Annotated in this window: 19 protein-coding genes; 6 read left to right on the forward strand and 13 right to left on the reverse strand. The window is 72.6% G+C overall.

Annotation, left to right across the window (positions count from 1 at the left end; genetic code table 11):
• Positions 1-124: 124 nt before the first annotated feature.
• The 13 genes from BGM09_RS14940 to BGM09_RS15000 form a co-directional block, all read right to left on the reverse strand.
• Complete coding sequence (locus BGM09_RS14940; protein WP_188282058.1) at positions 125-2,185, reverse strand: phosphocholine-specific phospholipase C; 2,061 nt, start codon at positions 2,183-2,185, stop codon at positions 125-127.
• Positions 2,186-2,396: 211 nt separating this feature from the next.
• Complete coding sequence (locus BGM09_RS14945) at positions 2,397-3,197, reverse strand: enoyl-CoA hydratase/isomerase family protein (RefSeq protein WP_317452704.1); 801 nt, start codon at positions 3,195-3,197, stop codon at positions 2,397-2,399.
• A gap of 87 nt (positions 3,198-3,284) precedes the next feature.
• Positions 3,285-4,430 (reverse strand): acyl-CoA dehydrogenase family protein, encoded by a 1,146-nt coding sequence (locus BGM09_RS14950; RefSeq protein ID WP_188282059.1) that lies wholly within the window; start codon positions 4,428-4,430, stop codon positions 3,285-3,287.
• Between the two features lie 5 nt (positions 4,431-4,435).
• Complete coding sequence (locus BGM09_RS14955) at positions 4,436-5,584, reverse strand: CaiB/BaiF CoA transferase family protein (protein ID WP_188282060.1); 1,149 nt, start codon at positions 5,582-5,584, stop codon at positions 4,436-4,438.
• Positions 5,581-6,639 carry an LLM class F420-dependent oxidoreductase gene (locus tag BGM09_RS14960; protein ID WP_188282061.1) on the reverse strand — a complete coding sequence of 353 codons (1,059 nt, stop codon included), beginning with the start codon at positions 6,637-6,639 and terminating at the stop codon, positions 5,581-5,583. The genes BGM09_RS14955 and BGM09_RS14960 overlap by 4 nt, the downstream gene beginning before the upstream one ends.
• A 64-nt stretch (positions 6,640-6,703) precedes the next feature.
• Positions 6,704-7,954 (reverse strand): acyl-CoA dehydrogenase family protein, encoded by a 1,251-nt coding sequence (locus BGM09_RS14965; protein WP_188282062.1) that lies wholly within the window; start codon positions 7,952-7,954, stop codon positions 6,704-6,706.
• Positions 7,951-8,907: an LLM class flavin-dependent oxidoreductase gene (locus tag BGM09_RS14970; protein ID WP_188282063.1), complete on the reverse strand. Its 957-nt coding sequence runs from the start codon at positions 8,905-8,907 to the stop codon at positions 7,951-7,953. Before BGM09_RS14970 ends, BGM09_RS14965 begins: the two co-directional genes overlap by 4 nt.
• Positions 8,904-10,106 carry an acyl-CoA dehydrogenase family protein gene (locus BGM09_RS14975; RefSeq protein WP_188282064.1) on the reverse strand — a complete coding sequence of 401 codons (1,203 nt, stop codon included), beginning with the start codon at positions 10,104-10,106 and terminating at the stop codon, positions 8,904-8,906. Before BGM09_RS14975 ends, BGM09_RS14970 begins: the two co-directional genes overlap by 4 nt.
• A complete protein-coding gene (locus tag BGM09_RS14980) occupies positions 10,103-11,413 on the reverse strand; it encodes an acyl-CoA dehydrogenase family protein (protein WP_188282065.1) in 1,311 nt (436 codons plus the stop codon). Before BGM09_RS14980 ends, BGM09_RS14975 begins: the two co-directional genes overlap by 4 nt.
• Positions 11,410-13,353, reverse strand: a complete 1,944-nt coding sequence (locus BGM09_RS14985; RefSeq protein ID WP_188282066.1) for an acetate--CoA ligase family protein — start codon at positions 13,351-13,353, stop codon at positions 11,410-11,412. The genes BGM09_RS14980 and BGM09_RS14985 overlap by 4 nt, the downstream gene beginning before the upstream one ends.
• Positions 13,350-14,198 carry an enoyl-CoA hydratase/isomerase family protein gene (locus BGM09_RS14990; RefSeq protein WP_188282067.1) on the reverse strand — a complete coding sequence of 283 codons (849 nt, stop codon included), beginning with the start codon at positions 14,196-14,198 and terminating at the stop codon, positions 13,350-13,352. Before BGM09_RS14990 ends, BGM09_RS14985 begins: the two co-directional genes overlap by 4 nt.
• A gap of 109 nt (positions 14,199-14,307) precedes the next feature.
• Positions 14,308-15,762, reverse strand: a complete 1,455-nt coding sequence (locus tag BGM09_RS14995; protein WP_188282068.1) for an aldehyde dehydrogenase family protein — start codon at positions 15,760-15,762, stop codon at positions 14,308-14,310.
• The gene (locus tag BGM09_RS15000) at positions 15,759-16,853 is read right to left on the reverse strand and encodes an alcohol dehydrogenase catalytic domain-containing protein (RefSeq protein WP_188282069.1); all 1,095 of its coding nucleotides are present in this window, start codon (positions 16,851-16,853) and stop codon (positions 15,759-15,761) included. The genes BGM09_RS14995 and BGM09_RS15000 overlap by 4 nt, the downstream gene beginning before the upstream one ends.
• Positions 16,854-17,143: 290 nt before the next feature.
• Here BGM09_RS15000 and BGM09_RS15005 point away from each other — a divergent pair, with 290 nt between their 5' ends.
• From BGM09_RS15005 to BGM09_RS15030, 6 genes are read left to right on the forward strand one after another with little or no spacing between them, the layout of a single operon-like run.
• Positions 17,144-18,310 (forward strand): acyl-CoA dehydrogenase family protein, encoded by a 1,167-nt coding sequence (locus BGM09_RS15005; protein ID WP_188282070.1) that lies wholly within the window; start codon positions 17,144-17,146, stop codon positions 18,308-18,310.
• Complete coding sequence (locus tag BGM09_RS38850) at positions 18,307-19,437, forward strand: acyl-CoA dehydrogenase family protein (protein ID WP_317452705.1); 1,131 nt, start codon at positions 18,307-18,309, stop codon at positions 19,435-19,437. Before BGM09_RS15005 ends, BGM09_RS38850 begins: the two co-directional genes overlap by 4 nt.
• A gap of 54 nt (positions 19,438-19,491) precedes the next feature.
• Complete coding sequence (locus BGM09_RS15015; RefSeq protein WP_188282071.1) at positions 19,492-20,691, forward strand: thiolase family protein; 1,200 nt, start codon at positions 19,492-19,494, stop codon at positions 20,689-20,691.
• Positions 20,692-20,728: 37 nt separating this feature from the next.
• Entirely contained in the window at positions 20,729-21,496 is a 768-nt protein-coding gene (locus BGM09_RS15020; protein WP_188282072.1) for an SDR family NAD(P)-dependent oxidoreductase, read from the forward strand.
• Positions 21,497-21,504: 8 nt separating this feature from the next.
• Positions 21,505-22,257, forward strand: coding sequence for a crotonase/enoyl-CoA hydratase family protein (locus tag BGM09_RS15025; protein WP_411158306.1), 753 nt, complete (start codon positions 21,505-21,507; stop codon positions 22,255-22,257).
• A gap of 10 nt (positions 22,258-22,267) precedes the next feature.
• A complete protein-coding gene (locus tag BGM09_RS15030; RefSeq protein ID WP_188282074.1) occupies positions 22,268-23,356 on the forward strand; it encodes an ABC transporter substrate-binding protein in 1,089 nt (362 codons plus the stop codon).
• Positions 23,357-23,388: the final 32 nt, after the last annotated feature.

Consider the following 23,388-nt stretch of genomic DNA (forward strand, 5'->3'; position numbering starts at 1 on the left):
GGAACTGCGCGACCAGCCCCCACCGGCGGGTGGTCCGGAGAACCGAACTGCCCCACCGGGACCGGTGGTGACCCGCGGGGAAGCGGGTACCACCGGCACGGTGGGCGGGCGGCGGGACCCGAGGTCAGTGGGTGTGGGTCGCGGGGTCGCTCACACCGGGGCGCCCGGTCTCGACGTGTCCGGCGAGGCGCCGCAGGAACGCGGTGTCGTGGTCGGAGGCGACGGTGAGGTCGTACCAGCGATGACCCCCGCGAACCTCCACGGAGTGGACTTCGCGGCGCCCGGCGCGGACCACGTAGGTGTGGTGGCGGCCGTCGTAGGAGTTGGTGACCGTGAGCCGGACGTCGCGGCGGCCGGAGTTGGTCATGGTCAGCTCCACCCGCTCGCTACCGGCGTCGTGACGGGCCGTCACCTCGGGTCCGGAACCGGCGCGGGTGGTGCCGCGGAAGGCGCGCAGGAAGCCGTTGGGGCCGTGCACGGTGAGGTCGTAGCCGCCGCCGGTCGCGGCCGTCTCCCAGGTGCCGGAGAGCTTCTTGCCCGCCTCGGTGGTGTACGTCCACGGGCCGTCGGCGCGGTCCGCGGCGGTGACGTGGAAGCAGACGCCCGCGGCGACACCGCCGCCGAAGGTGAGGGTGACCCGGCCGGTGGACGGCGTGACGGCCGCGTCGACCAGCGGCGCGTACGGCAGCGGGCGGGCCGGTCGGGCGCCGCGCTCCTGCTTGGGCACGGCCTGACGGGCGGGCGGCACGGGCACGTAGCTGTCGTGCCGGTCGCCGTCCGGCGGCCGGTAGCCGTCGGTGCCGGGCAGGTGGGCGGGCCGGTCCCGCGTGAGCTTGAAGTCGAAGGCGGAGGTCAGATCGCCGCAGACGGTACGCCGCCAGGGCGAGATGTTGGGCTCGCGCACGCCGAAGCGGCGCTCCATGAAGCGGATGATCGAGGTGTGGTCGAAGACCTCGGAGCAGACATAGCCGCCGGTGCTCCAGGGCGAGACCACCAGCATCGGTACGCGCTGGCCGAGCCCGTACGCGCCGGCCGCGTAGGTGCCGTTGCCCGGGAAGATCTCGCCCCGCGTGCTGACGGTGGAGGCGCCGCCCTCGGCGGTGAGCGGGGCGAAGGGCGGGACGACGTGGTCGAAGTACCCGTCGTTCTCGTCGTAGGTGATGAACAGCGCGGTCCTGCTCCACACCTCGGGGTTGGAGGTGAGCGCGTCCAGGACCTGCGAGATGTACCAGGCGCCGTAGTTCGCGGGCCAGTTGGGGTGTTCGGAGAACGCCTCGGGCGCGGCGATCCAGGAGACCTGCGGCAGCGTGCCCGCGGTGACGTCGGCCTTGAGCACGTCGAAGAAGCCGTCGCCCGCCTTGGCGTCGGTTCCGGTGCGGGCCCTCTCGTAGAGCGCGTCGCCGGGCTTGGCGTTGCGGTAATTGTCGAAGTAGAGAAGGGAGTTGTCCCCGTAGTTGCCGCGGTAGGCGTCCGGGATCCAGCCCCAGGAGTGGTCCCCGTCCAGGCCGTCGCCGATGTCCTGGTAGATCTTCCAGGAGATCTTCGCCTTCTCCAGCCGCTCCGGATACGTCGTCCAGTCGTACCCGGCCTCGGAGTTGTCGAGCACCGGGCCGTTGCCCTTGCCGTCGTTGCCCGTGTAACCCGACCACATGTAATAGCGGTTGGGGTCGGTGCCGCCGGTGAACGAGCAGTGGTACGCGTCGCAGACGGTGAAGGCGTCGGCGAGCGCGTAGTGGAACGGGATGTCGCCGCGCGTCAGGTGCGCCATCGTGCCGGTGCCCTTGGCGGGGATCCACTGGTCGTACGTGCCGTCGTTGACGGCCGCGTGGCTGCCGATCCACTCGTGGTTGAGGCCCTCGATGAACTGGAGTCCGAGGTCGTCCGCGTCCGGGTGGAAGGGCAGCACCTCTTTGTCGCCGTCCGGCTGGTGGAACACCGACTTGCCGCTGGGCAGGGACACCGGGCGCGGGTCGCCGAAGCCGCGGACCCCCTTCATCGCGCCGAAGTAGTGGTCGAAGGACCGGTTCTCCTGCATCAGGACGACGATGTGGTCGATGTCCTTGAGGGTGCCGGTCCTGCGGCTGGCCGGGATCGCGGCGGCGCGGGTGATGCTGCTGGACAGGGCGGTGAAGCCCGCGGTGGCACCGGCTATCTGGAGGAAACGCCGCCGGTTGAGTTCAGACATGGATCCGAGGACCTCTTCGCGGTAGGGGGATGCGCGCAGTGCAGGGTCCTCCCACAGCAGCGACCGCAGGCGACCTGCCGGTGTCCGACGCGTGACAGCGGGCGGTACGCGTCACGAACAGGCCCGGGGCACGCGGCCGTTCACCCGACCGGGGGCGGGCTCTCCGCGGGGGCGGCGGGACGCGACGGGGCAAAGCTTGCCGGGAGGGGCACTAGCTGCCGCGGAAGGCCGGAGTGCGGCGTTCGAGGCTCGCGGCGATGCCTTCGGCGCTGTCTTGCGTGGCCCAGAGCCGGGTCTGTTCCGCGAGTTCGCGGTCGAGTACGCGCTCCACCTCGTCCGCGAGACCGGCGCGGAGGGTGGCCCGGATGGAGGCGACCGCCAGCGGAGCGGACGCGGCGATCTCGTGCGCCCAGGCGATCGCCTCCCCGCGTGCCCCGCCCGGTGCGGCGATCCGGTCCGCGAGGCCGATCGCCCGCGCTTCCTCTCCCGTGACCCGGCGCCCGGTGAACAGCATGTCCGCGGCGGCCTGGTGGCCGATGATCCGCGGAAGCGTCACGCTCAGGCCGAATCCCTGGTGGAAGCCGAGCCTGGCGAAGTTCGCGACGAACCTGCTGCCGGGTTCGGCCACCCGGAAATCGGCTGCGCACGCCAGGCCCAGCCCTCCGCCGACCGCGGATCCCTGAACGGCCGCGACGATCGGCGTAGCGGCACGGAAGAGCCGGACCGCCTGCCGGTAGAGGCGTTCGGAGGCGGCGGCGCGGTCCTCGTCGAAACCGCCCCGGTCGCCGAAGTCGGCGCCGGCGCAGAAGTGCTTCCCCTCCGCACAGAGCACCACGGCACGGCAGGTGGGGTCGTCGTCCAGTGCGGCGGCCGTCCGGGCCAGGGTGTGGATGAGTCCTTCGTCGAAGTAGTTCGCGGGAGGCCGGTGGATCTCCAGAACAGCGATGTGGCCCTCACGCCGGAGCGACAGGTCGTCGCCGGACGGGCGGTCAGCGGGATCGGTGATGGGCACAGTCGGGTCTCCCGAGGTCGGCGGCACCGCGTGGGTGGCCGTGGGCAGGTGGCACCCGCGCACTGCCGCGGGCGGGCGGGAGTCGCGTCACAGTCCCATGGATTTCGCGATGATCGATTTCATGACTTCGCTGGTGCCGCCGTAGATGCGGCTGACCCGTGCGTCGGCGTACAGCCGGCAGATGTCGTACTCGCGGATGTAGCCGTAACCGCCGTGCAGTTGGAGGCAGGCGTCGACCACTGCGCCCTGCGTCTCCGTGCAGTAGAGCTTGACGCGGGCGGCGTCCGCGGGCGAGAGGTCGTCCCGTTCGTGGGCCTCGATCGCCCGGTCCAGCAGGACCTGGCCCGCCGTCACCTTGACCTCCAGGTCCGCCAGGGTGAACTTGGTGTTCTGGAACCCGGCCAGGGGCCGGCCGAACACCGAGCGTTCCTTGACGTAGTCGACGGTCACCTCCAGGGCGGCGACCGACTGCGCCTGGGAGTTGGTGGCGATCGACAGCCGTTCCTGGGCGAGGTTGCCGGTGAGATACGTGAAGGCCCGGCCCTCTTCGCCGAGGAGGTTACCGTGCGGGACCAGCACGTTGTCGAAGAAGAGTTCCGAGGTGTCCTGGGTGAGCAGACCGAGCTTCTTCAGGAGTTTTCCGCGCTGGTACCCGGTCATGCCGTCCTCCACCACGAGGAGGGAGAGCCCGCCGCGCCGGTCCTCGGACCGTGAGGTGCGGGCCACCACCACGACGAGGTCGGCCTGGCTGCCCCCGCTGATGAAGGTCTTGGCGCCGTTGACCACCCAGCCGTCGTCGGTGCGCCGAGCCGTGGTGGCGATCCCCGCGAGATCCGAGCCCGTGCCCGGTTCGGTCATGGCGATCGCCGACATCAGCGTGCCGTCGGCCATACCGGGCAGCCACCGCGCCCGCTGCTCGGCAGTGGCGTGCTCGAGTACGTAGGGAACGACGACGTCGGTGTGCACCCGCAGGGAGCCGAGCGTGGTGCGGGTGAGGGCGACCTGTTCGGTCAGCACACAGTTGAAGAGGAACGACGACTGTCCTCCGCCGCCGTACTCGGCGGGGATCTGGATGCCGAGCGCGCCGAGCGCGGCCACGTCGCGATACAGCGAGCGCGGTACGACGCCGGCCTCCTCCCAGGCGGGCAGGTGCGGCCGGACCTCCTTGGTGAGGAACGCGCGAAGGCTGTCGGCGTAGGCGAGGTGCTCGGGGCGGTAGAGAGTGCGGCGCATGGGTGTCAGTTCCTTTCCTGAGCGCGCCCGGCGCGCCCGGCGCGTTCGGCCCGTTCGGCCCGTTCGGCCCGTACCGACGCCGTGTCCTGGCCGGGCGCCGGCGCGGGCTTCGGTGTGGCCGGGACCGTCCTGCTGAAGCGGGGGGCAGGGGCGGGCTGCCGCACGCCGTCGATCTCGATGAAGGTGCCCCTGGCCGTGAGGTGGGGATCGCGCGCCGCGTCGTCGAGCCCGAGTACCGGGCTGACACAGGCGTCGGTACCGGCGAATGCCCTGACCCAGGCCGCGCGGGGCCGGGTGGCGAACATCTCCTCGAACCGACGTCTCATGGCGGGCCAGTTGGCCGGGTCCGTGCGTGCCGTGGTGAGGACGGGATCGTCCGGGACGCCGAGGATGTCGAGCAGTAGGTCGTAGAACCGGTCTTCCAGCGCGCCGACGGCCAGGTGGTTCCCGTCCGCGCAGGCGTAGAGGCTGTAGTAGGGGGCGCTGCCGTCCAGGAAGTTGCCGCCGCGGCGCGCGCTCCAGCGGTCCTGGGCGAGGAGCCCGTACAGCAGGCTGCTCAAGGTGGCGGTGCCGTCCACGATCGCGGCGTCCACGACCTGGCCTTGGCCGGTGTCGCGTGCGTGAAGCAGGGCGGAGAGCACGCCCACGGCGAGCAGCATGCCGCCGCCGCCGAAGTCGCCGAGCAGGTTGAGCGGGAGCGGGGGCGGCCCGTCCGCCGGTCCCATCGCGCCGAGCGCGCCCGAGACGGCGATGTAGTTCACGTCGTGGCCGGCCGTGGCGGCGTACGGGCCGTCCTGTCCCCAGCCGGTCATGCGCCCGTAGACCAGCCCGGGGTTGCGGGCCAGGCAGGGCTCGGGCCCGATGCCGAGACGTTCGGTGACGCCGGGCCTGAAGCCCTCGATGAGGACGTCGGCGTCCGCGACGAGGTCCATGACCTCGGCCGCCGCGTCCGGCCGCTTCAGGTCGAGCGCGACCGACCGCCGCCCCCGGCCGAGGACGTCGGCCGCGCCCCGGGGCGCGGGCCCGCCCTCCTCGGCGGGGCGCTCGACCCGGATCACCTCCGCCCCGAGGTCGGCGAGGAGCATGCCGCAGAAGGGCCCGGGACCCAGCCCCAGCAGTTCGATCACCCGCACACCGGCCAGCGGCCCGGTCATCGGGTCAGCTCCTTCAGCCGCTCGACCGCGCGGGGCCCGTCCGAACCGGCGTTCACGTTGACCCGAAAGTTGGTCACCCCCGCCGACCTGAAGGCGGCGAACCGGTCCTTCACGTAGGACGGCGGGCCGCAGACGGTCAGGGCCTGGACGAGTTCGTCCGACAACGCGGCGGCGGCTGCCTCCGGCCTGCGGTCGAGGTACAGCCTCTGGACCTGTTCGGCCTCCTGCCCGAAGCCGTAGCGGCGGATCAGGTCGTTGTAGAAGTTGGCACCGACCGCGCCCATGCCACCGATGTAGCGCGCGAGTGAGGGCCGCGCGCGGTCCCGCGCGGTGCGGATCGCTCCGTGGTCCTCCGAGGTGACTTCGACGTGGGCACCGACGGCGATCTCCAGCGGGGGAAGCAGCGGATCGCGCCGCTGGGCTCCCTGGCGCAGATCCTCGCCCCACACGCGATCGGCGAGTTCGGGGATGAAGAGCGAGGGCAGCCAGCCCTCGGCTATCTCGGCGGTCAGCCGGACGTTGCGCGGGCCCAGTCCGGCCAGCCACACCGGGATGCGCGACCGTACCGGGTACGTCATCAGCTTGAGCGGTTTGCCCTGGCCGGTGCCCTTCCCGGCGTCGTACGGGACCGAGAAGGCCGTGCCCTGATGGACGTTCACCTCCCGGCGCCAGATCCGCCGGCAGATGTCCACGACCTCTCGGGTCCTGGTGAGCGGGCGGTCGAAGGGCAGGCCGTGCCACCCCTCCACGACCTGTGGCCCGGAAGTGCCGAGTCCGAGGTCGAAGCGGCCTCGGGAGAGTTCGTCGCAGGCGGCGGCCGTCTGGGCCAGTAGCGCGGGTGTGCGGCTGTAGACGTTCAGCACCGCGCTGCCCAGCCGCATCCGGGTGGTGGCGGCGGCGCAGAAGCCGAGCACGGAGGCCGCGTCCCGGCCGTACGCCTCGGGGACCCAGACCATGTCGGCGCCGGCCGCCTCCACGTCCTTGAGGTAGTCGCGGAGCGTGCCGGCGTCCGCGGTGAGATCTACGTTGACGGCGAGGGTGAGCGGGACGCTCATGAGGGTCCTCCTTGCGCGGACGGGCACGAAGCGAGTACGGGCTGACGCGGGCGCGCCCCGGCGCTCACAGGTCGCCGCCCGGCGCGACCAGACGCTTGGCCAGCACGTCGCGATGGTGTGCCGGGTCGCCGAAGAGGTGGTTCGTGGCCCGTGCCCGCTTGAGGTAGAGGTGGGCGTCGTGCTCCCAGGTGAAGCCGATACCGCCGTGGATCTGGAGCATGCCGGACGCGCAGTCGGTGAGCGCGTCCGAGCAGAACGCCTTGGCCAGGCTCGCGGCCGTGCCCGTCGCGGGCGAACCGGACTCGACGGCGGCGATGAGGTGGTGCGCGACCGAGCGCGCGGACTCCACCTGGCCGAGCATGTCGGCGCACGTGTGCTTCACCGCCTGGTACGACCCGATGGGACGTCCGAACTGCACCCGTTGCTTGGCGTATTCGACGGCCATGTCGAGGCAGCGCTCGGCCGCCCCCACCTGACCGGCGCAGAGACACGCGAGACCGGTGAGGGCCGTCCGGTCCAGCGCGGCGGTCACGTCGGCGTGCGTGAGGTGCGCGGCCAGTCGGGGGGCGACGGCGTCGCGCAGGCGCAGGGAACCGACCGGCTGTGTGCGGTCCAGACAGTCCAGGGCCCGCGTCTCGACGCCGGAGGTGCCGGAGGTGCCGGAGGTGCCGGAGGTGCCGGAGGTGCCGGAGGTGCCGGAGGTGCCGGAGGTGCCGGAGGTGCCGGAGGTGCCGGAGGTGCCGGAGGTGCCGGAGGTGCCGGAGGTGCCGGGGTGGACGGGAAAGACGCCCAGCCCGTCCGGAGCCAGTGCGACCACCAGGACCAGGGAGGCCGACGGCAGGTCGGTGACGTACCTGACCTCGCCGTCGAGGACCCAGGAACCGTCGGCCTGGTGGGCCCCGACCGCGACGTCCCCGGCCTCCCACCGCCCGTGCTCCCCCAGGTGCGCGACGGTGGCGACGGTCGAGCCGTCGGCGATGCCCGGGAGGTACCGCCGTGCCGCCTCGTCGTCCAGGGCGGTCAGCAGGGTCGCCGCCAGGACGGCCGAGGACAGGTACGGCGCCGCCACCACCCCCCGTCCCAACTCCTCGCAGACGAAGGCCGCCTCCGTGACGCCGGCGTCGGCGCCGCCGAGGGAACCGGGCACGAGCAGCCCGGCCGCTCCCATCCGGCACAGCCCGCGCCACGCCTCGGCGTCGAAGGGCGGTCCGCCCTCGACAGCGATGCGGCTGAGCGTGGTCGGCCAGGAGCGCTCCAGGTAGCGGCGTACCTCGGCACGGTAGGCCAGTTGCTCCGCCGTGGGTTCGAGCATCATGCGGCACCTGCCAGATCGAGGGCGACCGGCCTGAGGAGGTCCAGTTGCTCCAGGGCGTTCTCGAAGAGGATGGAGAGGAACAGCCCGTCGACGGCCGGGGCCAGGGCGCCGATCTGCTGGTGGCACTGCTCGGCGGTGCCCACGACGGCGAAGCGGTCGAGCAGGTACTCCTCGATGTCGGGCCGGTCCTCGAACAGCCCCGCCACCGGGCTGCGTCCGGAGGAGCCGTGCCACGCGAAGTCGTACGCCGCGTAGCGCTCGCGCAGAACCGCTTGGAACTCCTCCGGGACGTTCTTGCCCGCGAACGTGCCCGCGAAGTTGAACCGGGAGGCGCTGATGGCGCGGGGGAGCATGCTCCGTCGCAGCGCGGGGACCTCGCTCCTGTCGCGGGCCACCGCGAGCCGTACCGAGCCCCACACCTCGACGGGGCCCGGACGACCGGCCCCGGTGCGCGCCGCGCCTGCCCTCCGGCGCAGCGTGTCCATGGCGAGGAGATCGCGGCCCGTTCCCGCGATCAGCCCGTCCGCGACCCGGCCCGCCGCCTCCGCCGCGCGGGGGCCGGCGGCGGCGAACAGCAGGTACGTCCCCGGCACCTCCGCCCGCAGGTGTCCCAGCAGGTGCTCGACGTCGGCGAGCGGGGCGGGCATGAGGCCGAAGGTGCGGACGGCCGAGTCGCCCCGTCCCACGCCGACGCCGAATCTGCCGCCGTGGGACCTCAGCGCGCGGGCCGCCGACATATGGACCGACTCGTGGCGGGTCACCGGATTGGTCACGCTGGTCAGGACGGTCAGCCGGTCGGTGACGGCCAGCGCGTCGGTGCAGGCCGAGTACAGCTCGCCGTAGCGAGGGGAGTCTCCGACGCCCAGCCCCCACAGTCCGCTCAGTTCGGCCCGGCGGGCGACCTCGCGGGTCAGCGCCGGGCTGATCGGCAGCCAGTTGGCGCACAGCTTCATCCGGTGACCTCCCGCCAGGGCCGGTCACGGCTGGGGTCTGCCTCCCGCGGCAGACCGAGCGCCCGCTCGGCGACCTGGTTCCGCAGGATCTCCGAGGTGCCGCCGGCGATCGTCTTGGCCTGGACCCGCAGATACGCCCACACGTTGTACGCCGTCCACGCGTCCTGCGGCGTGCGGGCGACCGCCTCCATGCCGGCGAGGTCCACGAACAGGCGCTGAAGACGCTGGGTGTGTTCCGCCTGGAGGATCTTGTTGTAGGGGACGCCGCCACGGATCGGGCCCCGCCCCGCCGAGCGCTCCACCGCGCCGCGCAGATTGTTGAGTTCGACCACCCGGCTCTCCACGTACACCCGGACGAGTTCGTCCAGTTGTCCGGGACCGAGCCGCCCGCGGAAGTGGGCCAGGGCCTCGTCCAGTCCTCGGCCGACGACCGAGCCCGGCGGAGCCGCGCCCGCGCCGGAGCCCGCGGAGCGTTCAAAGGCCAGCACGGCACGGACGACGTCCCAGCCCGCTCCTACGTCGCCCAGCCGCAGGGAGTCGTCGACCACCACGTTCTGAAGCGTCACCTCGAAGAACTCGCAGTCACCGGTGAGCTGCCGGATGGGGCTGATCGTGAGGCCGGGCGCGGACATGTCGACGCAGAAGGTGGTCAGGCCCGCGTGCTTCGTGACGGACGAATCGCTTCTGCACAGGGCCAGGCCCCACCGCGCGACATCGGCGCGGCTGGTCCAGATCTTCGTTCCGTCGAGGATCCAGTCGTTCCCCTCGCGCCTGGCGCGGGTGAGGACGGCCGCCAGGTCCGAGCCCGCCTCGGGTTCGCTGAAGAGCTGGCACCACAGATCGTCGTTGCGGGCGATCGGCGGCAGCAGCCTGTCGCGGGCCGCGTCCGTACCGAAGCGCAGGATCGCCGGGCCCACCCAGGCGGTGCCGATCGCGCTGGTGACGTTGCCGATCCGCAGGCGCCGCAGTTCCCCGCGCACCGCCACCGCGTCGTCGGGGCCGAGCCCGCGTCCGCCGTAGGCGGCGGGCCACTCCGGGGTCAGCCAGCCGTCGGCGGCGATCAGCCGGACCACGGCGTCGCCGTCCGGTCCCGCGGCGCACCGGTCGAGTTCCCCGGTGTCCTGCTCAGCGGCGGCCCGAATCCACTCCGGCGGCAGGGCCTCCGCCAGGATCGAGCGGAAGGCGTCCAGCGCGGTCACCTGGCAGCCGCGTGCGACTGGGCCGCGCGCGGCACGACGGCCTGCACCCGCTCGCGCTGGCTGGTACGGCGGTCGAGGACGAGGCCGGCCAGGATGTTGCGCATCACCTCGGCGGTGCCGCCGCCGATCGCCAGTCCCCGGCCGTCCCGGAAGAGCCGTTCCACCTGCCACCGGCGGGAGTAGCCGCGGGCGCCGTGGAGCTGAATGGCCTCGTTGGTGACCCGCTGCACCATCTCGCTGGAGAAGAGCTTGGCCATCACGGTCTCCCGCTGGGGCGGGAAACCGTCGCCTGCCGCCCGCGCGGCACGCCAGGTCAGCATCCGGGAGATCTCCACGTCGAGCCCCATGTCGGCGATCTTCCACTGGAGGCCCTGAAAGTCGGCGAGCGGCCGGCCGAACTGCTGGCGGGCCTTCAGGTGGGCGATGCTCGCGTCGAGCGCGCCCTGGGCCAGACCGGTGCACATCGCGGCGTTGCCGCAGCGCTCCGGGTTGAACTGGTTGATGAGTACCTGCGCGCCGTGCTTGGAGTCCGTCTCGGGCACGATCAGCACGTCCGCCGGTTCGACCCGCACCCCGTCGAAGCGGTAGGCGCACTCGGCCACGCCGCGGATGCCCATTTTCGGATCAACCAGCGGCTCGGACATGCCGGGCGGCCGGCCCTCGACGAGCACCGCGCCGATTCCGCAGGGCCCGGTGGTGCCGGGCAGCCGACAGAAGACGATCATGATATCCGCCTCCCGGCCGCCGGTGATCCAGCTCTTGAGGCCGTGCAGCCGCCAGCCGTCCCCGTCGGGCCTGAGTTCGGCTCGCAGGTCCGTACCCGCCGTCCCGGCCCCCGGTTCGCTCATCGCGATGGCGAAGTGCCGCTCCCCGGAGGCGACTCCGGGCAGGACGCGCCGCCGCTGCTCTTCGGTGCCCAGGACGTGCACGGCACGCCAGGGCCCGTTGAGGAAGGGCTGCACCGCCATGGCGCTGGAGAGGCACGCGGTGGCCAGTTCCTCGACCACCAGGCAGCCGGTGAGCAGGCTCTGTCCGCCGCCGCCGTACTCGACGGGGATCGTCAGACCCAGCAGCCCCGCTTCCCTGGCGGCGTCCAGGGACCGCTGTGGGAACTCCTCCTTCTCGTCCCAGTGCTGTGCCCACGGGCGCAGTTCGGTGTCGGCCAGGGCACGGGCCCGCGCCCGGATCTCGCGGTCCCGCTCGTCGAGGTCCGCCCAGGAGCCGTACGTGGGGTCGGCCGACCGCGCGTCGGGGGCCAGCGGCTCCCAGACGTCAGCGGAGTTGTCGAGGAACTGGTCGGGGTTCACGAAGGGACCACCCTTGCGTCGAGTGCGATGAGCCGTGCGTCCGTCTCCACGAGTGGGTTGCACTCCACGAGCGAGAGATCGTGCCGCACTGCCAGGTCGGTGAGGCGGGCCGCGGTGGCGGCCAGCAGATCGGGTAGGTGGGCGTAACCGGCTCCCGCCCGTCCGAAGACGTCGGCGCGCAGCCGCGCGGCCAGCCAGGCGGCGGGCGCCGACGCGGGCAGGGTGACCGTGCGGCCCAGCAACTCCATATGGCCGCCGCCCAGGCCGGCCGCGACCACGAGTCCCAGTCGCGGGTCGCGGCGGACCCCGACGAACAGTTCTGGCCCGGCGCGCACCTGCCGGGCCACGAGCAGTGACGGTGCCACCATGAGGAGTTCGCGGGCGGTGTCGTCGGCATCGGCCCGGTGCACGTCCAGGCGGACGGCGCCCCGCGCGGCCTTGTGCGCGAGCGTGGGCAGGTTGGCCTTGACCACGACCGGCCAGCCCAGCCGGGTACCGGCGGCGACCGCGCCGGCGACGTCCGTCACCTCCTCCCAGGGCGCGACGGGGATGCCCACCGCGTCGAGGAAGCGCATGCTGGCCGCGGTGTCCTCACCCCGGTACGCGTCCGCGCCGGCGGACGGCCCCGGTGCCGCCGCCGGGCCCGGCGGCGGGCCCGGCGGCGGTTCGGCACCCCCGGCGGTCAGCGCCCGAAGAACGCGGCACGCGGCCTCCAGGCTGGGCAGGACCGGATGGCCCGCACGTACGTACCGCGCCACCGTCGCGGCGTCGCCGTCGAGCAGGCCAAGCACCACCGGGACTCCCCGGTCGCCCGCGACCCACTCCGCCTGCTCGGCCCTGCCGATCACCAGGACCGCGTCGACCTCGCCGGACTCGACAAGGGCCGCGCGCACGTCGGCGACCCGCTCTGTGTCGCCGATCACCTGCGCCGTGACATCCACCGGGTTGGCCGCGGAGGCGTAGGCGGGGAGCAGGGCTCCGAGACGCTCGCGCACGGAGTGCCCCAGCGGTGCGAGGCTCCGGCCGTGCGCGGCCAGGATGTCGGCCGCCACGACCCCGGCGCCTCCGGAGCCGGTGATCACTCCGATCCGGTTCCCCCGCGCCGGGGGCAGCAGGCAGAGTCCGACCACGACTTCGACGAACTCACGGTCGCCGCTGACGACCACGGCGCCGTGCATCGCGCAGAGTTCGGTGAGGACGCTGTGGTCGGGGCTGACCGCCGCGGTGTGGGAGCGCGCGGCTTCGGCGCCGGACTCGGACGCTCCGCCGAGGAGCACCACGACCCGTACGTCCGCCGAGCGGGCGGTGGCGAGCATACGGTCGAAGGCCGGCCCGTCACGCACACCCTCCAGGTACATCGCCAACACGCGCGGGCGGTGGCTCTCGCTCGCGATGAGGTCACAGGCCATCTCGACGGCGGACAGGTCGTGCTCGTTGCCGGTCGCGATGAATCCGTCGCAGTCGACGCCGTGTTTCCTGGCCGCCCGCAGCAGCCGAGCGCCGAAGGCGCCGCTCTGGGAGAGCAGGACGACTCCGCTGCCGTGCCGGCAGTCGGTCATGTCGTCGAAGGCCTTGGCGAAGGTGAGCATCGTGCGGGTCGGCGCGTAGTGCAGCCCCACGGTGTTGGGCCCCAGGAGACGACCGCCGGGGTAGGCCAGGGGCCGGGTGCTGCCCGCTTCGTCGAAGCCCGAGGAGTAGACGACGACGTGGGCGGCGCGCCCGGACAGTTGGGCCAGGACGTCGGGCGTCGCGGCGGCGGGCACCGCGACCACGGCGACGTCGACCTCGCCGGGAATGGCATCGGGGCGCCCGGCAGCCACGATCTCGCCCGGATAGCCCGAGTCCCGGAGGTGACGGACGGTCCGGGAGCCCAGGCCGGTCGGCTTCGACAGCGAGCCGATCACCGCGATGCGTTCGGGGTTCAGCAGGCGGCCGATCATCGGAGATCCGCCGGGATCTTCTGGTGCTTGGTGGTGCCCCAGCGCGGATTCTCCCGCGCCTTGAACGCGGCGATCCCGCGCAGCGTCTCGCCCAGGGTGCGGATCCAGTTGAGGGTGCGCCGTTCGTAGTTGTACGCCCGGACCCGGTCGTTCTCCTCCAGGAATTCGTACATCAGTGCCTTGGTGGCGCTGACCGTGACGGGAGAGCACCGGGTGGCGAGTTCGTGGGCCGCCGCCACCGCCTCGGACAGCACCTGGTCCGAGGCGGTGCAGCGGGAGGCGAGGCCGAGCCGGTGCCCTTCGGTGCCGGAGACGGTGCGCCCGGTCAGCAGCAGGTCCATCGCGGCGGAGAAGCCGATGAGACGCGGCAGCAGCCAGGTGGAGTTGCGGTCGGGGATCACCCCGACGCGGTTGAAGGAGAAGGCGAGCCGGGCATTGTCGGCGACGAAGCGCAGGTCCCACTGCATCGCCCAGGTCAGGGCCACGCCGATGGCATCGCCGTTGATGGCGGCGATGATCGGGGTGCAGAGTTTCCAGGGCGCGTTCTCCGGCTCGGTGAGTGATTCGACGCCGTGGGCCGAGGTGTCGCGCCAGTCGACCTCGTCCAGGTCCGCGCCGACGCTGAAGTGTTCGCCGCGGCCGGTGACCACGATCGCCCGGATGTCGGCCACCCGGTCGAGCATGACGAGCGCGTCGCTCAGCTCCTTGCCCATCCGGGGGGTGTACGCGTTGCGGCGGGCGGGCCGGTCCAGGTGGATCACCGCGACGGGGCCGTCCACCGTGATCGTGATGTCGCGCGTGCCGTCTGTCGCGGCTGCGGTGTCGTCCTTCTCTGGTGAAGCCACTTTTTCCTGCCTCCTGAACGGGAACCGAGGTGCGGGTGTCGGAAAGCGGGTCGGCGTGCTCGGAGCACGGGACCCGGAACCGGGTGCGGGCGTGGGCGTCGCCACCGGACTACGACATACCGTCCCCGGCAGGCGCGTCCTGCGTGGTCGTCTGCACGGTGGTGTAGCTGTCGAGTGCCCACAGGCCGCCCGACCGGCCGATCCCGCTCGCGTCGTTGCCGCCGAACGGCGCGTTCGGGTTCCGCCGTGTGGTGTTGATCCCGACCTGGGCCGCCCTGAGGCGGGGCGCGAGCGCCCGCGCGGCGGCCGGGTCCTCGGTGAAGACGTAGTCGGTGAGGGCGTACCGGGTGCTGTTGGCGGCGGCCACCATTTCGTCGTCGCCGTGGGCGGGCACGACGCAGAGGACCGGGCCGAAGGCTTCCTCCCGCATCACCGTCGACGTGATGTCGCAGCCGGTCACCAGGGTCGGCGCGACGAAGTAGCCCTGTGCGGGCAGGTCGTCGCGCCGCTCCACCCGGCACCCCTCCCGCTCCGCGGTGGCCACCAGGGCGTCGACCCGCGCGCGCTGGGCGGCGGAGACGACCGGGCCGACGGTGGTGGCGGGGTCCCGCGGGTCGCCGATCCGCAGTGTGCTCAGCTCCGCGCGCAGCCCCGCCAGCACGTCGTCGTACACCGCGGGGTCGGCGATGATCCTGGACGGGGTGAGGCAGACCTGGCCGGAGTGGACGGTCCAGGTGCGCAGGACGGCCCGGACGACACGGCGCGGGTCCGCGTCCCGCCGGACGAGTGCCGCGCCCTTGCCGCCGAGTTCCAGCAGGAGCCGTTTCATGGTGGGAGCCGCGTTGCGGTAGATCTCGATTCCCACGGCGGTGCTGCCGGTGAAGCTGACCCCGCCGACGTCCGGGTGCCCGGTCAACGCCGCGCCCAGCTCGCCCCGCGCGCCGGTGACGAGGTTGGCGGCGCCGGGCGGAGCGCCGACACCGCCCAGGCCGTCGCGCAGGGCCTCCGCGAGGGCGACGGTCAGGAGCGGGTCCTGGGGGGCCGGCTTCATCACGACGGTGTTCCCCGCGAGCAGCGCGGGCGCCACTTTGCCGACCATCGCCAGCAGCGGGAAGTTGTAGGGGCTGATGCACGCGACCACGCCCAGGGGTGCCCGCCGTACGCTGCTGTGCAACCCGGCGCCGTTCTCCGGCTGGGGCAGGTCGAGGACGGTGTCCGGGGTGGCCGCCCAGCGGCGCAGCCGTTCGATCGCCGCGCCGACCTGGGTGTCCGCGGCGATCGCGGCGATCGCGCCGGTGTCGCGTACGGCGAGATCCACCAACTCCGCGCGGCGTCGGTCCAGGGATTCGGCGGTCGAGGCGAGGACGGCGCGGCGTCGGTCGAGCGGCAGCGCGGACCACCGGGGCAGTGCGCCGAGGGCGTGTTCCACCGCGAGTGAGGCGTCCTCGGCCGTGCAGTCGGTGACGCGGGCGACGACGTCCTCACGGTAGGGGTCCACCGTCTCGAACCACGCGTCCGTGCGGTAGGGCTCGCCGGCGATCATGGCGGTGGCGGTACGGCTCACGACAGGCTCCTCGTCCGCAGGTCAGGCGTGGCCCCGGTCAGGTCGAACACGCCTCGTTCGAGGCGCCCCGCCCGGAGGGCGGCAACGAGCGCGTGGACCTCCCGCAGCGGCGCCACGGCGGTGACGAGCGCGTCGATGTCCAGCTCCCGCCGGAGGTATCTGTCGGCCAGGCCGGGGATGAAGCGGTGCGGATCCACCGACCCCATCCGGCAGCCGAGCAGGGCTTTGTCCTGGGCGAGCGCCCGCATCTGAAAGGTCAGCGGGGTGCCTGCGGGCGGCAGGCCCACCATCACCGCTCGGCCACCCGCGGCGAGCGCGTCGACGGCCGAGGCCAGGAGTTCGGGGCGGCCGACGCACTCGAAGGCCGCGTCGAAGCCTTCGGGCGCGCTGTCCCGGACCGCCTCGTCGAGCGAGCCGGTCGCCCGGAAGTCCGTGGCGCCCAGTCGCCGCGCGACGTTCTCCTTGCGCGGGTTGCGGTCGTAGACGAGGATCTGCCGCGCTCCGGCGATCCGGGCCGCCTGTACGACGTTGAGCCCGATCCCTCCGGCCCCGACGACCAGCACCGACTCGCCGGGGCACACCGCGGCGCGCTCCCAGGCCGCTCCGAAACCCGTGACGACCGCGCACCCCAGCAGCGCCGCCGCCGCGTCGGGGACGGCGTCCGGGATCGGCACCACCTGGCGCTCGTGGACGACCGTACGGCGGGCGAAGGCCCCCACGCGTGCGAACTGCTCCACGGGGGCCCCTCTCCGTCGGAAGGCGGGGGTGGGCGCCTTGGTCTCGCTCCGGCAGCGGGTCGGGTTCCCGGCCCGACAGGCACGGCAGGAACCACAACTGCGCAGCGGGGAGAGAATGACTTTCCGGCCAACCCCGATCGACACTCCGGGGCCGCGGTCGACGACGACGCCGCACGCCTCGTGACCCAGGACGACCGGTGCGGCCTGGTCGATGTGGCCGTCCACCGCTTTGAGGTCGCTGTGACAGAGGCCGGCGGCGTCCACGCGCACGGTGACCTCTCCCGTACCGGGCGGTCGTACCTCGATGTCCTCGACGAACTCCAGGCGCGCCCCGGTCCACAGTACGGCTTCCACGTGGCCTCCCTCGTGAAGTTCAACTCTCCGTCGAGTCGTCCAGACCGTATCCCAGAATTCCACACAACGAAAGTAGTTTTTACTGAGCTGAAGACTTCGACTCTCTCGAACAGTATTCCACTCATGTGAAATGTGTGATATCACTCAGGGCACGGCGAGCGACCATGGCGAGAAAACGCCCATAGCGGCGCCGCTCGCCGGCGTCGCGGAAGACGTGCGCCAGAGCCGCGGAACGCCGGTCAGGGACGGCCGGACAAGGGAGTGGACATGACCATCGAGACGGCTCCGGCATGATCGGGGCCCCGCTGTCACTGCCCGACGCACCCGCCGGGCACGACACCGCCCGGCTGCGGGACGAAGTACGGGACTTCCTGCGGGCCGAGGCCGAGCGCGGCACCTTCGAGCCGCGGGTGGACTCGTGGCTGAGCGGCGTGGATCCCGCGTTCTCCAGGAGGCTCGGTGCCCGTGGCTGGCTCGGCATGACCTGGCCGACCCGGTACGGCGGCCACGGACGCACCGCCGTGGAACGCTATGCCGTCACCGAGGAACTTCTCGCCGCGGGAGCGCCGGTGGCGGCGCACTGGATCGCCGACCGGCAGTCCGGACCCAGCCTGCTGAGCCACGGTCACGAGGAACTGAAGAAGACGCTGCTCCCGCGCATCGCGGCGGGCGAGTGCTACTTCGTCATCGGCATGTCCGAGGCGGACGCGGGATCGGATCTCGCCGCGATCCGTACGCGGGCGGATCTGCGGACCGACGGCACCTGGCTGCTGAACGGCACCAAGATGTGGACCTCGCACGCCCATCTCGCCCACTACGCCATCGTGCTGGCGCGCACCGCGCCGCCCGGCGACGGTCCGCGGGGACGCCACCAGGGGCTGACGCAGTTCGTCGTGGACCTCTCGTCCGCCGGCGTCACCGTCAACCCGATCCGGATACTCGACGGCGGGCACCACTTCAACGAGGTCGTGTTCGACGACGTCGCCGTCCCCGGGGAGATGCTGCTCGGATCGGCGGGCGACGGCTGGCGCCAGGCCACCGCGGAACTCGTCTTCGAACGGTCCGGCCCTGAACGCTGGCTCTCCACCTTCCGGGTGCTCGCGCTCTTCGCGGAGAGCGTCGCGAAGCGGCCGGAGCCGGCGGCCCTGGAGACCCTGGGGCGCCTGTCCGCGCGGCTGCTCGCCGTCCGCCAGCTCTCGCTGCGCATCGCAGCCGCCCTGGACCGGGAGGATCTGCCCGATGTGCCGGCCGCCCTGGTGAAGGACCTCGGGACAACGTTCGAAGGCGATGTCATCGACGAGATCCGGCGGGTCACCGATGTCCACCCCTCGGCCGATTCCACCGACCCGTTCGCACGGGCGCTCGCCGAGGCACAGCTCCACGCACCGGGCTTCACCCTGCGCGGCGGCACCAACGAGATCCTGCGCGCAATCGTCGCGAAGGGCCTCGGACTGTGAACCGGGACGCGGGCCGGGAGACCGGTGAGCGGCGAGCCCGCCCGCCCGCCACGGACGTGACGGGTGAGACCGTGGCCGACCGCGCCCTTGTGGTGAGCACCGTGCGGGAGATCCTCGCCTCCCACGAGCGCACCGCACCCGATACGCATGACAGCGATCCGTGGGACGGCCCGCTCTGGGCCGCCCTGGCGGACGCCGGGATGACCGGCGTGGGAGTCCCCGAGGACCTGGGCGGCTCGGGCGGGAGATACGCCGACGCGGCGGCCGTCGTGGAGTGCCTGGGCGCGGGAGCCGCGGCCGTCCCGGCTGCCGAACACCTTCTGGTCGCCGCGCCCGCCCTGTCCGCGTACGGCCTCGAACTGCCCGACCTCTCGGCCCCGCTCAGCTTCGCCCACGGCGGGCGGGCCGTCCCGGCCGGCGGCGACCGCTACCGGTTCACCGGGCCCCGGCTCGCCGTCCCCTTCGCGGCGGCGGTCTCCTCGGTCGTGCTGCTGTGCCGGGCGCAGGAGGGGGACGGAGCGGTCCTGACCCGGATGGACCTCGCCGACCTGCCCACCGAGAGCCGGCACAACCTCGCCGGTGAACCAAGGGATCTCGTCGCCTTCAGCGGCGCGCAGGCCCCCGGTGTCCGGCTGAGCCCGGCGCAGGCCGACGCCGTACGCGCGCACCTGGCACTGGCCCGCGCCGTCCAGCTCAGCGGTGCGCTGCGCCAGGTGCTGGACTGGACGTGCGAGTACGCCACCGAGCGGACGCAGTTCGGCCGGACACTCAGCCGGCTTCCCACCGTGCGGGCGGAGATCGCCCGCATGGCCGGCGAGGTCGCCGCCGCGACCGCCACGACGCAGGCCGCGGTCGCGGCAGCGGACAGGGGCGCCGATCTCGTCCTGCCCGCCGCCGCGGCGAAGATCAGGGCCGGGGCCGCCGTGCAGGCGGTCGCCCGTCCCGCGCACCAGATCCACGGAGCCATCGGCTTCACCAGGGAGCACCGCCTCCACCGCCTGACCCGCCGGCTGTGGGCTTGGCGGGAGGAGGGCGGTACGGAGCGCCACTGGAGCCGGATACTCGGCGCCCGGCTGACCGACGACGGTCCGGCGGACCTGTGGCCGCGGCTGGTGGACGCCCTGTGAGAGCCGCCCCGCACCCCAGCAGACTCCGGGCGCCCGCTCGGGAGAAGGAGAGCCATGCCGTCTGAGGCGCGTACCGCCGTCATCGTTGACGCCGTCCGCTCACCCATGGGCAAGGGGCGTGCGCCCCGGCAGGACCGGCCCGGTGGTTCCCTCTGCGCCCTCCACCCGGTCGAACTGCTGGGCCAGGTGCTGCGGCAGCTCGTCGACCGTACCGGCGTCGACCCCGCGACCGTCGACGACGTACTGGCCGGCTGCGTCAGTCAGGTGGGCGAGCAGTCGGGCCCCGTCGGGCGGTACGCCTGGCTCGCCGCGGGGCTGCCCGAGACCGTCCCGTCCGTGACGGTGCACCGCGCCTGCGGGTCCAGCCAACAGACGGCCGACTTCGCCGCGCAGGGTGTGATCGCCGGGGCGTACGACGTGGTGATCGCCTGCGGTGTCGAGTCGATGAGCCGCATCCCCATGTTCAGCGCCCGCGCCGGCCAGGACCCGTTCGGGCCCTCGGTCCACGAGCGCTACGCACCGGGGCTCGTTCCCCAGGGGGTCTCCGCGGAGCTGATCGCCGCCCGCTGGAAGCTCGACCGCGACACCCTGGACGCGTACGCGGCCCGTTCCCACGCGCGGGCGGCGGGCGCCGGTCTCGGGGCGGAGATCGTGCCCGTCACACTGCCGGACGGGGCGACCGTCGTCCACGACGAGACGATCCGTCACGGCACCACCACCGATCAGCTCGCCGCTCTCACGCCCTCGTTCCGCAGTGACGAGCTGGCCGGCCGCTTTCCGGGCATCGGCTGGAGCGTCACCGCCGGAAACTCCTCCCAGCTCGCCGACGGCGCCGCCGCACTGCTGATCATGGAGGAACGGCGCGCGCTCGAACTGGGTCTGACCCCACGCGCGCGGTTCCACGCGTTCGGACTCGCGGGCGACGATCCCATCACGATGCTGACGGGTCCCCTGCCCGCCACGGAGAAGGTCCTCGCGCGCTCCGGCCTGACGCTGGACCGCATCGACCACTACGAGGTCAACGAGGCGTTCGCCTCCGTCCCGCTCGCCTGGGCGCGGCACTTCAACGCGGACGAGGAACGCCTCAACCCGCGCGGCGGCGCCATCGCCCTCGGCCACCCGCTCGGCGCCTCCGGGGCGCGGCTGATGACGTCCATGCTGCACGGCCTGGAGGCGAGCCGGGGGCGGTACGGCCTCCAGACCATGTGCGAGGCCGGCGGAATGGCCAACGCCACGATCATCGAACGGCTTTGACGCACCCGTCCCGGTCCCGAACACGAAAGGCTCTGTCATGGAAGTGAACGGTGTCTGCGCCGTTGTGACCGGCGGCGCGTCCGGCCTCGGCCTGGCGACCGCGCGCCGCCTCCTCGACCAGGGGGCCGCCTCGGTCACCCTGGTCGACCTGCCCGGCTCCGACGGGGAGGCGGTCGCCGCCTCGCTCGGTGACCGCGCCCGGTTCGCGGCGGCGGACGTATGCGACACGGGCCAGGTCGAGGCCGCACTGGACACCGCCACGCGGGCGGGTGCGCTGCGGGTGCTCGTGCACTGCGCCGGCCGCGGCGGGCCGGTGCGGCTGGTCGACCGCGAGGGGCGGCCGGGGTCCCTCGACACCTACCGGACCGTCGTGGAGATCAATCTCGTCGGTACGTTCAACGTCCTGCGGCTCACCGCCGCGAGGATGGCCACCAACGAACCGTTGGACGGCGACCGCGGCGTGTGTGTGCTGACGGCCTCGGTCGCCGCGTACGAAGGGCAGATCGGCCAGATCCCCTACGCGTCCGCGAAGGCCGGCATCGCGGGCATGACCCTGGTCGCCGCTCGGGACCTGGCCTCACGGGCGATCCGGGTGTGCACCATCGCGCCCGGCACCTTCGACACCCCACTGCTGGCCCGGCTCTCCGAGGACGTACGGGGCTCGCTGGCGAAGACGGTCCCGCATCCCAGTCGGCTCGGGCAGCCCGCGGAGTTCGCCCGGCTGGCCACCGCCGTCATCGACAACGGCATGCTCAATGGCGAAACGATTCGCCTGGACGGTGCGATCCGGATGGCGCCGCGATGAGGCCCGCGGTGCGTCTGGAGACCAGGGGCGGCGTCGCCCTGCTGGTTCTCGACCGGCCGGAGGTCCGCAACGCGGTGGACCGCCCCACCGCGGAGGCGCTGGCCGCCGCTCTCGACGAGTTCGAGCGGCGCGACGACCTCCGGGCGGCGGTCCTGACCGGCACCGGCGACGTGTTCAGCGCCGGCATGGACCTCAAGGCGTTCAGCAGGACAGGGGAACGGCCGCTCACCGGCCGAGGAGCGTTCGGAATCATCGAGCGCCCTCCGGCGAAGCCGATCATCGCCGCGGTCGAGGGCCGGGCCCTGGGCGGTGGCTTCGAGATCGCCCTGGCCTGCGACCTGATCGTCGCCGCCGAGAACGCGCTTTTCGGTCTGCCCGAGGTGACGCGCGGCCTCGTGGCGGCGGCCGGCGGAGTGCTGCGCCTGCCGAAGCGACTGCCGCGCAACGTGGCGATGGAGATGGCGCTGCGCGGTGCGCCGGTGCCCGCCGCGCGGCTCGCCCTGCTCGGTCTGGTCAACCAACTGGCGCCGGCCGGCGGCGCCTGCGAGGCGGCCATCGGCCTCGCGGCCGAGATCGCGGCCAACGCGCCCCTTGCCGTACGGACGTCCAAGCTCCTGGTCGACCGGGCCGCCGACTGGCCGGACGACCGGGCGTTCGGTCTCCAGGCTCCCCACACAGACGCTGTACGCGACTCGCAGGACAGCAAGGAAGGCGCGCGCGCCTTCGTGGAGAAGCGCCGTCCCCAGTGGACAGGCGCGTGAGGAGGTACCCATGAGAATCCACCGGACATCTGTCGCGGCGATCGCGGCGGTGGCGCTCGCCCTGGGGAGCGTCGCAGCCTGCGGCAACCCCGCGGAGCAGCGAGCCACCGGCAGCGGGAAGTCGGCCGAGGACATCTGCCCCACCGCGGACACAGGAGGTTCCATCCGCATCGGAATGAGCGCGCCGCTCATGGTCTACGCTCCGCTGCTGCTCGCCGACAGCACCGGTGCGTTCCGCGACGCCGGACTCAATGTCGAGTTGCAACGGGTCCCCACGGCCGACTCGCTTCCCCTGGTGGCCCAGGGCCGTCTGGACGGCCAGGTGACCTCGTACTCGACAGCCCACTACAACGTGGTCGACGCGGGTGTGGCGCTGAAGTACGTGCATCCCTTCGACAACCAGAAGGCGCACGCGAAGGGCCTGCCCGTCCCCGGCTACTGGGCGCACAAGGATCTCGTCGGCAGCGCCGAGAATCCCGACCTCAGCGGTATGCGCGGGAAGAAGGTCAGCACCCCGACCGGTGGCACCGGTGCCTCGGCGAAGATCCTCGGCGACGCGCTCGCCAGCGAGGGCCTCAACCTGGCGGACGTGAAACTCTCCGTGCAGGTCGGTCCCGACGCGCTGGTCGCGCTGGAGAACCGAGCGGTCGACATGGCCTGGATCTCGGCGCCGCTGGAGATCGAAGCCGCCAAGAACAAGGACCTGGTCCCCGTGCTGGGCTACGCGCCGGGAGTGACCGGTACGTCGCTCCTTGCCGGCCGGGGAATGCTGGACCGCCCCGACGTGCTCGTGCGGTACCTCCAGGTCATGAAGGAGGTGACCGCGAAGTACCTCGAGGGTGACTACCGCCGGACCCCCGCGACCGTCGCCCTGCTGGCCAAGGCGGCGGGCACAACCGAGGACGTCATCCGCCAGTCCGCACTGCTCAGCTTCGACCCGGACTTCAAACTGACGAAGGTCGACACCTATCTGGACCAGCTCCAGGAGTTCCTCGCCACCCGCAAGGAACTCAAGTACCAGGAGCCCATTCCGGCGTCCGAACTGATCGACGACAGATTCGTGAAGGCGCTCGCCGACTGTCCGGCGCCCAAGTCCTAGGGCGTGCCCAAAGGACAGACCCGGCGTGCCGG

The sequence above is a fragment of the Streptomyces sp. CBMA29 genome, from assembly GCF_014596445.1.
GTDB lineage: Bacteria > Actinomycetota > Actinomycetes > Streptomycetales > Streptomycetaceae > Actinacidiphila.